The 5,504-nt window shown below is 49.9% G+C and carries 9 protein-coding genes; 8 read left to right on the forward strand and 1 reads right to left on the reverse strand.

All coding sequences use genetic code 11. The features are described from left to right. From ACJMLT_RS09330 to ACJMLT_RS09365, 8 genes are all read left to right on the forward strand, one after another. The coding region (locus tag ACJMLT_RS09330) for a DUF362 domain-containing protein (protein WP_405729896.1) at window positions 1–314 on the forward strand (314 nt) is incomplete at its 5' end. A 56-nt stretch (window positions 315–370) separates the two neighbouring features. Continuing rightward, on the forward strand, window positions 371–676 hold the full coding sequence (locus ACJMLT_RS09335) for a helix-turn-helix domain-containing protein (RefSeq protein WP_405729899.1): 306 nt from the start codon (window positions 371–373) through the stop codon (window positions 674–676). Between the two features lie 47 nt (window positions 677–723). Then, entirely contained in the window at window positions 724–1,776 is a 1,053-nt protein-coding gene (locus ACJMLT_RS09340; RefSeq protein ID WP_405729902.1) for a stage II sporulation protein P, read from the forward strand. Window positions 1,777–1,819: 43 nt separating this feature from the next. Next, window positions 1,820–2,218: a putative ABC transporter permease gene (locus ACJMLT_RS09345; RefSeq protein ID WP_405729905.1), complete on the forward strand. Its 399-nt coding sequence runs from the start codon at window positions 1,820–1,822 to the stop codon at window positions 2,216–2,218. 64 nt (window positions 2,219–2,282) lie between these two features. After that, window positions 2,283–2,933, forward strand: coding sequence for an HAD-IA family hydrolase (locus tag ACJMLT_RS09350; protein WP_405729908.1), 651 nt, complete (start codon window positions 2,283–2,285; stop codon window positions 2,931–2,933). A gap of 19 nt (window positions 2,934–2,952) precedes the next feature. Beyond that, complete coding sequence (locus ACJMLT_RS09355; RefSeq protein WP_405729911.1) at window positions 2,953–3,768, forward strand: glycosyltransferase family 8 protein; 816 nt, start codon at window positions 2,953–2,955, stop codon at window positions 3,766–3,768. A 69-nt stretch (window positions 3,769–3,837) separates the two neighbouring features. Beyond that, window positions 3,838–4,218, forward strand: coding sequence for a (deoxy)nucleoside triphosphate pyrophosphohydrolase (locus tag ACJMLT_RS09360; RefSeq protein WP_405729914.1), 381 nt, complete (start codon window positions 3,838–3,840; stop codon window positions 4,216–4,218). A gap of 9 nt (window positions 4,219–4,227) precedes the next feature. Beyond that, window positions 4,228–4,932: an SDR family oxidoreductase gene (locus ACJMLT_RS09365; protein ID WP_405729917.1), complete on the forward strand. Its 705-nt coding sequence runs from the start codon at window positions 4,228–4,230 to the stop codon at window positions 4,930–4,932. 206 nt (window positions 4,933–5,138) lie between these two features. Here ACJMLT_RS09365 and ACJMLT_RS09370 read toward each other — a convergent pair. Beyond that, the coding region (locus tag ACJMLT_RS09370) for an ATP-binding protein (protein WP_405729920.1) at window positions 5,139–5,504 on the reverse strand (366 nt) is incomplete at its 5' end.

Here is a 5,504-nt window from a genome sequence, read left to right on the forward strand (position 1 = left end):
AACTGGACCAGGGGACAGAAAGAGCGATGCCCTTTGTGGGCAACAGACCCTATAAAAAATATGGTGCCATCCCTATGACACCCAAGGCAAAAACCTGCCAGAACTGCGGCAAATGTGTGAGCATCTGCCCGGTAGGGGCGAACCCTGCAAATAATCCCAAGGAAACCGATACGGAAAAATGCATCACCTGTATGGCCTGCGTGTCAGTCTGCCCCATTCAGGCGAGGGCGGTGAACCCCGTTGCGCTGGCCGGGGCAAAGGCGCTGCTGAAAAAAGCCCTCAGCGGCCGAAAAGAAAATGAAATCTTCTTATAACCATCAAAAAGACCTTCCCGGAAGGTCTTTTTCTTTTTATGAAAGGAGATGGAGAGATGGAGCTGTTGTTTGCAAAACGTTTGCGGGAACTGCGGAAGGAAAAGGGGCTGTCACAGGTGGAGCTGGGAGAACAGCTGGGCTATGGCTGCACGGCCATTTCTTCCTACGAAACGAGGCGCAACGAGCCAAGTTATACCGACCTCATCCGCATCTGCGAGGTGCTGGATGTTTCTGCGGATTATATTCTGGGCATTTCCGATCTTAGAAAGCCCTATGCCGTTCTGGATAAAAATGCCCTGATCCGCCTGCATAACCGCGCCATGGAACTGGCCAGAGAGTGCCGCAGTCATTTGCAGGAATGAGGGTGCCTCCCTTGGCATAAACTGAAGGGAGGAAGGGGGCGGCTCTGGTGAAAAAGAAGGATAAAACATGGCTGAATATCATCGGTCTGGTCGTTTTTTTGCTTTCTCTGCCCCTGTTTTTTCGTATGGGCGGCGGGCAGATAGCTATGGCGGAGGTTCTGCCGGGACAAGCAGAGACAGGCGGCCTTTCCTTTGCCGCCCTGTTCGAACGGGAGAAAAAAGCGGTGGTTTCTGCCAATCTCAACACCATTGGTGTCGATGATGTGGAGTTTTCCAAAGCCTTGGCCGTTTCTGCGGGCGGCCGTCCTCTTCGGGTGACGGCAGAGGAACTGGCAAACATGAAGGACTTGCAGTATCTCAGGAGCAATTACTATATCGTGGACAGCCGCACCAGTCTGCTTGCGGGGGATATCGATGTGGAACAGGCGCTGAGCCTTGACCTGACCATAAAAAAAACGAAGCAGGAGCCGAAAGTTCTGATTTTCCATACCCATATCCACGAAGGTTTTGCCGACAGTGATATGTCCAAGGGGCTTTCCGAAGGCATCTGGGGCGTAGGGGAGGAACTGAAACGGATTCTGGAGGAGGAATACGGCATCGGGGTCATCCATGACGGGGGGCAGTATGACATGGTGAACGGCAAGGGGCAGACCACAGGCGCCTATGAACGGATGGAGCCGCCCATTCGGGAAATATTAAAAAAATATCCTTCCATCGAAGTCTGTATCGACCTTCATCGGGACGGCGTGGCAGAGGGGACGCGGCTGGTGACGGAGATCGACGGGAAGTCGACGGCTCAGGTCATGTTTTTCAACGGCCTCTGCCGCCTGAACAAAAACGGAACGCCGCAGCCCATCAGTGGTCTGGAAAATCCATACATAAAAGAAAATCTTGCCTTCAGCCTGCAGATGAAAACGGCGGCAGATCAGTTCTATCCTGATTTTACGAGAAAGATCTATCTGAATGCTTATCGGTTCAGCCTGCATTTTATGCCCCGCTCTTCGCTGGTGGAAGTGGGCGCCCAGACCAATACCAAGGTGGAGGCGAAAAATGCCATGAAGCCCTTGGCCCAGGTATTGGCATCGGTCTTGACCGAATAGTTTGATAAGCCTTTGCCATATTAAAAGTATGGTTAAGAATTTTATGATATTTGGTGTTTTAGGCTGGTGTGCGGAGATCCTCTGGACGGGGTTCTGCTCTTTTCTTTTGGGGGATGCCGCCCTGACGGCGCAGACCTATCTCTGGATGTTTCCCATTTATGGCTTGGCGGGGCTTTCTCTGCCCCTGTTCCTTGCCTTTCGGCGGCATTGTCCCCTGTGGCAGAGGGTCGGAGTATATGTCTTTGCCATTTTTGCGGTGGAATTTATCACAGGCGGGCTGCTGCAATGGGGAACAGGCATCTGTCCTTGGGATTATGGGGACAGGCCCTTTTCCGTGATGGGGCTGATCCGTCTGGATTATGCGCCCCTCTGGGCGATTTTAGGATTGTTTTTCGAACGGGTGGCTTTGTTTCTGGCAGAGAAAGGATGGGTGAGAGAATGATTTGCAGTCTTTGGCTATTTGGTGTAGAATAAGGCAAAACCAAAGAAGTTAAGGAGCAAATAGGATGGATACACTGAAACAAAACATCATTCTGTTCGATCTGGACGGCACATTGACAGATTCCATGGAAGGGGTCATCCGTTCCGCCCAGTATATGCAGGAAAAAATGGGGATGCGGGTGTGGGAGTATGAGGAACTGCGCTTTATGGTGGGCCCTCCCCTCATCGAATCTTTTACAAAGGAATTTGCAATGCCCTTCGAAGAAGCGGAAAAAGGCATCGAAGTGTTCCGCGAAAGATATGCCACCATCGGCCTGTTTGAAAACAAGGTCTTCCCCGGCATTGTGGAATTGCTGGAAAATCTGAAGGCAAAGGGCAAACGCATGGCGGTGGCCACTTCCAAAAAGGAAGATCTGGCAGTGCGTATTCTGGAACATTTTGAGATTACGAAATATTTTGAAGTCATCGGCGGTGATATGCGGGAAGCCGGCAGGGATAATAAGGCAAAGGTTATCGATTATGTTCTGGAAACCATGCAGGCCACAAAGGATGATGTCATCATGGTCGGCGACAGAAAATTTGATATCAATGGTGCCCATGCCATCGGCATTCCCTGTATTGCCGTGGAATGGGGCTATGGTGACAGAGAAGAATTCGAAGCCCATGGGGCGGATGTGATTGCGGCTACAACAGAAGAAGTAGCAAATCTGTTCTGATAGAGGTGAAAAAAGAGAGATGAAAAAAATGAATATCCTTGTGACCTGTGACAGCGGTTACGCCAAGCAGGCTGCACTGATGCTGTTTTCGCTGCAGAAAAATCATCCCGATGTATTTCTGGATATTTATGTGGCAGGCACATTGCAGGAGGGGGATATCGCGCTGATGGGAAAGGCTTTGGATCAGGAAAAAAGCCGTATCACCCATACAGCCTTTGACGGGGAAATTTTGCAGGGCGCACCGACCACCGACCGCTATCCGGTGGAGATGTATTACCGCATTTTTGCGGCCCAATATCTGCCGCAGGAGTTAGACAGGGTGCTTTATTTAGACCCTGATCTGACGGTCATTGGCTCTCTGGAAGAACTCTATCATATGGAAATGGGCAATGCTTTTTTTGCAGCAGCCAGCCATGTGAAAGAGGATACCATGCTGGAAAAAGTGAACCAGCTGCGGTTGGATATGGAGGGCGTCTATATCAATTCCGGCGTGATGCTTCTGAATCTGGAAGCACTGCGGCGGGAGCAGGAAGTACAGGCGGTCATGGATTACATCAATGCTTACGAGAAACTGCTGATCCTTCCCGATCAGGATGTGATCAGCGGGCTGTACAGTGAAAGGATCCTGCCCATCGATGCCAATGTCTATAACATGACGGAGCGCATCCTGATGCTGGAAGGATGGAAAGGGCTGGATGCAGACTGGGTCTGCCGTCATTCCGCCATCATCCATTACTGCGGGAAAAATAAGCCATGGAAGCCCCTGTATAAGGGAAAACTGGACATTTTCTATCTGCTCAACCGTAAAGAATGGGAAAAGAAAATCGAAGAATAAGGAAAAGGCACTGCGCAAGCAGTGCTTTTTTGATATAATGGTGGCAATAACAGAAAGATGGTGGAAAAAATGACGGAAGTAGTAGCAGCTCTAATCTGGAAGGAAGATAGATTTTTAGCCTGTCAGCGGCCTGCCCATAAGACAAGGGCTTTGCTGTGGGAATTTGTGGGCGGAAAAGTGGAGCCCCATGAAACAAAAGTGGAGGCCCTGATCCGCGAATGTAAAGAGGAACTGGATGTGACCGTTCAAGTGGAGGATGTGTTCATGGAAGTGACCCATGCATATCCCGATCTGACGGTACATCTGACCTTATTCAACGCCCGTATTGCGGAAGGCGTACCCAAAAAACTGGAGCATCACGACATCCGCTGGATCACCGTGGAGGAGATCGACCAATATCCGTTCTGCCCTGCAGATGTGGATATTCTGGCTCGTCTGAAAGAGAAATGAGGGATTTTTATGTTCAAGGATAAAGTCGTCGTTGTGACCGGCGGCGTAAAAGGCATCGGCAAATGCATCTGTGAGGAATTTGAAAAGGCCGGCGCAAAGGTTTGCATCATCGATATTCTGGACAACCCTTATTTTGTCGGCGATATTGCGAAGGAAGAAGTCCTGCAGGATTTTGTGGGTAAAGTCATTGGGGAGTATGGCAGGGTGGATGTGCTGGTCAATAATGCACTGCCGTTTATGAAGGGCATCGACAGCTGTTCCTATGAGGAATTCAACTATGCCCTGCAGGTAGGGGTGACAGCGCCTTTCTACCTGACGAAGCTGTTCCTGCCTTATTTTGCGGAAGGGGCAAGCATCATCAATATGTCTTCCAGCCGTGACCGCATGAGCCAGCCTTTCACAGAAAGCTATACGGCGGCCAAGGGCGGTATTGCCTCCCTGACCCATGCACTGGCAGTCAGCCTTGCGGGGAAGGTGCGGGTCAATTCCATTTCCCCCGGATGGATCGATACGGATTATGAGGAATACGGCGGTGCCGATGCGGCACAGCATCCCGTTGGACGTGTGGGCAATCCTATGGATATTGCAAATATGGTATTGTTCCTCTGTTCTGATAAAGCAGGATTTATCACAGGGGAAAACATCTGCATCGATGGCGGTATGACCAAGCAGATGATCTATCACAACGACTGTGGCTGGAAGTTGGAGATTTAAGAAAACAAAAAAGGCTTTCTCTGTAATCAGAGAGAGCCTTTTTTGTTTGGAAAACTGAATTCAGATTGTTTCGCTTCGCTCTCACAATCTGTTCCAATATTCGTAAATCGCCTATCGGCTTCTTTACTCATATTGGGGCGTGCAACAAGGTCATAAAGTTCCTTGCAGATAAATCTGCGGAAGCTTTATGACTTTGTTGCCCTGTTTCAGTACATGATAACTGCACGAACAGGACAAACAGGACTGCAATAGCCGCAGGTCAGGCATTTTTCGTGATCCACTTCAGCCAGACCGTTTTCGCCCCAATAGATAGCACCGGCAGGGCAGGCATTTTTGCATGCACCACAGCCTTCGCAGTCTTCGTGGTTGATATGGACTTTTTTCTTGGAAACATCGGGGTTATAGTCCTTTTTCATGGTGCCTTCCAGATAGGAAAGCAGGTCATCCACCTCCGCTGTTTTACCAAAACCGATCATCACGGAATCGATTTCCGACTGGGAGAAGACATAATTCAGGGCTTCCTGATAGCTGACAGTCAGGGCGCCGCCGCCGAAAGCCTTCATGGAAAATAC

The sequence above is a fragment of the Anaerotignum sp. genome (genome assembly GCF_045122575.1).
Classification (GTDB): domain Bacteria; phylum Bacillota; class Clostridia; order Lachnospirales; family Anaerotignaceae; genus Anaerotignum_A.